Source organism: Okeania sp. SIO2F4 (assembly GCF_010672385.1).
In the GTDB taxonomy this organism is placed as follows: domain Bacteria; phylum Cyanobacteriota; class Cyanobacteriia; order Cyanobacteriales; family Microcoleaceae; genus Trichodesmium.
Genome location: NZ_JAAHGT010001030.1, coordinates 1 through 3,337 on the forward strand (window position 1 = coordinate 1; position 3,337 = coordinate 3,337).

Here is a 3,337-nt window from a genome sequence, read left to right on the forward strand (position 1 = left end):
CTATAACGTCTTATATAAGTCTCAAAATTTTGGTGGTTTGGGAAAAAAATCTCTAAGGGTGATAGAAATGATTGGGTTGAAAATTTTTGGCTGTTTATATTCCCGACTCAAAAACTATAACGTCTTAGATTAGCTCATCTTTAAGTACCAAGCTTGAAATTATCTACGTTCTAAGCGTGATAACTGTCTAGTTTGTTGAGCGTACATTTCTCGTAAGATTAAACCAGGGTCTACCCAGCGTCCCCCATATTTTAAACCCCAATGAAGATGAGGGCCACTTGTTCTACCAGTCATTCCGACTCTAGCTATTCGACTCCCCGCAGGCAAAACTTGACCTTGAAGTAGCATAATTCCACCACCACGATCTACTAAATAACGACGTCCGTTACGAGTTTCTACACTTCCTTGAACGTGACAGTAGACGTGTTCCCAATAACCTGACTGAATTACAATGCCAGTACCACACCGACCGTCTTCCCAAACTTCGACAACTTTACCAGTCCACCAACTTCGGATATAACTTCCTAGGGGAGCTGCTAAGTCTAATCCATAATGAAACCCTCCACCACGAGGGCCAAAGGGTGATGTGTATCCTTGAAAGTTTTCTACAGGGAAGGAAGCGTTTTGCCAGTTGTTGACGTAGGCTATTTGTTGGTTAGTAATTTTGGCTTCTTGTGCTTTGGCTAATTCTTGTTTTATTCCTAAAGTTACTATACCAAGTGCAATAAATCCTAGTAGTAATAATTTTTTTTGGGGGTGACGTAAAGTTTGTTTGAAGGCTGTAGATAATGTATATAGGGGATTTTTTCTAGGATTTAGCATATTTTTTTAGTTTTAAATCATTGATGGCAATGGATAATTTGATACACCTGAATATTCTGGAAATATGGAACGGAAATTTAGTGGTTTTGTGATTAGTAAATATGATTGTTAGTTCTCAAAATTGTGATGATTGATGAATTGTCAATTGATAATTATATTATTAGGTGGTAATTAGCAAAATAAAGACAGGTGGATAGGAGTCATTTCAGTTATCAGTTATTCAGTTATGATTACCTTCTACTGAATTAGAAGACTTGGAATACTGAAGTTAATTTTTTTCATCTTATTAATGGTACTTAGACATTTTCTGGAAGAAAAAATGGGTTAAAGTCAGTCTAGACAAGGGAATTACGTCGATGACCTAAAAATTGCTAGAACCCTTACTGATTAAGGATTTATATCTTTTTGACTTCAAAAGCTCTGCCAGTCTATATTTGAGTCTATTTTTTGCTTCTATTTTGTGTAATACCAATTACTAAAAGTAATGCTACACTTCAGCTAGACTTCAAAAGTCAAATAGTTACCAAGGTTTAAAGTCTTTTTTTGACAATTATTAATCGGTCAGTATTGATTCTTCCTACTTTTACCGAATAATTAATAATTAATAATTATTAATTAAATGATTTAGCTTTATTAGCCTCCCCCATAAGGGAAAAAGCGGTCGTTTGCGTTTCGGCTGTCGCCGACATGAAAAGGGTTTCGCGGAGCGACTTGAATTGCGTTAGCGTTAGCGCAGCTCCTGTGTTAGCGCAGCTCCTCTGAAAGAGGCACCTCCTCTGCAAGAGGCAGCTCCTCTGCAAGAGGCACCTCCTGTGTTAGCGCAGCTCCTCCGCAGGAGGCAAGAGGCAGCATTCCGTAGGATGGGATGGCGAGGAGACCTCGCCATATCCAATCGACCAAGAGAAAAGTGCTCTTGAATTTTCTGATATTCAATTCCCGCATTTGTTTTAACCAGGGGTAATTATCAATTATCAATTATCCATTAATGAATTCTCCCCCAACCCCCCACACTCCCCACACTTCCCCACCCAATTTGATATACCATTCTTTTTGAGAAATGGTATAAGTCCCATTAAAAGGGGACGGTTGAGACCTTGTTTTTTGGTCAAGATGACAAAATCATTTAATACCCGGTGTATTGTACAGTAAGAAGTAACTTTTTGAGACGAATTTAAGTACAGTTTTGTGTGATTTTTGTTGATTTTCTCAAGGCCCGAGAATTGTATCGTAGAGTGGATCAATAATAAAATAAAAATAAAAATAAAAAATAAAAAACACAAGGAATCTATAAGTTGTTGGGTATTTATAGTGCTTTTCAGGTAGATGAACCCACAGTCAAAACCAAAACGCTTTTAGAGAGGCTCTATGGTATATCCCTATTGTGTTCTACTCAAATTAAAATTGATAAATATTTTTATACCATTTCTCAACATAAATGAAATACACAAGCTTGGGATTTTAGGAAATAGGAAATAGGGAGTATGGAACAGATAAAAAATAGAGAATAAAGCAAAAATGTTGTATCTCATTAATATCATAACCCCTATATTCAAATAACGAAAAAAAATTAAATTGGTATTTCAATCACAAATTCAGATCCTTTTTCAGGAGAGGAAATACACTTTATTTTTCCTTTGTGATGTTCAACAATAATTTGATAACTAATTGATAACCCTAAACCTGTACCTTGACCAACTGGTTTAGTTGTAAAAAAGGGGTCGAAGATTTTAGAGCAATTGTACTCTTTGATACCCAAACCATTATCAGAAATATAAATCCCAATCCAATCATTTTCTAATTTTTCTGTTCTGATACAGATTTTTGCTTGTTCTTCTGTAAATTTGTTTTGATAAAATTTTGTTTCTAGTGCATCAATTGCATTATTGATAATATTCATTATCACTTGATTTAATGCACTAGCATAACAATGCACTAGAGGTAGTTCACCATAGTCTTTAATTACTTCAATGTGAAACCGCTGATTTTTTAAACGAGCTTGAAGAATAAGTAAAGTACTGTTAATACCTGCATGAATATCTACATGTTTTATGTTGGCTTCATCTAGGTGAGAAAAAATTCGCAATGATTTGACAACTTCACTAATTCGGTTTGCTCCTCTGGCAATTGAACCTAATAATTTAGGAAAATCTTCCTCAATATAATCTAATTCTATCTCTTCAATTTTTGCTGCAATTTCATAAGGTAAATTTGGGGAATTTTTCTGAAAAATATGAACTAAATCTAATAAATATTTTGTATATTCATTAACGTATTTTAAGTTACATGAAATAAAGGTGACAGGATTATTCATCTCATGGGCAACTCCAGCAACCATTTGTCCTAAACCAGACATTTTTTCGGCGTGAATGAGTTGAGCTTGAGTCTTTTGCAATTTTTCCAGAGTTTCTTGTAAATAAATATTTTGCTGTTTTAAAGCTTTTTCAGCTAACTGGCGCTCAATTTCAGCTCCAGCTCGAGCTGCAAATATTTTTAAGATAGATTTTTGTTGTTCATA

The 3,337-nt window shown here is 34.9% G+C and carries 2 protein-coding genes; both read right to left on the reverse strand.

Annotated elements, in window-relative coordinates:
• Positions 1 to 159: 159 nt before the first annotated feature.
• A complete protein-coding gene (locus tag F6K22_RS36655; RefSeq protein WP_293109612.1) occupies positions 160 to 822 on the reverse strand; it encodes a M23 family metallopeptidase in 663 nt (220 codons plus the stop codon).
• A gap of 1,567 nt (positions 823 to 2,389) precedes the next feature.
• Positions 2,390 to 3,337: sensor histidine kinase (locus tag F6K22_RS36660; RefSeq protein WP_293109613.1), on the reverse strand; the 948-nt coding region annotated here is incomplete at its 5' end.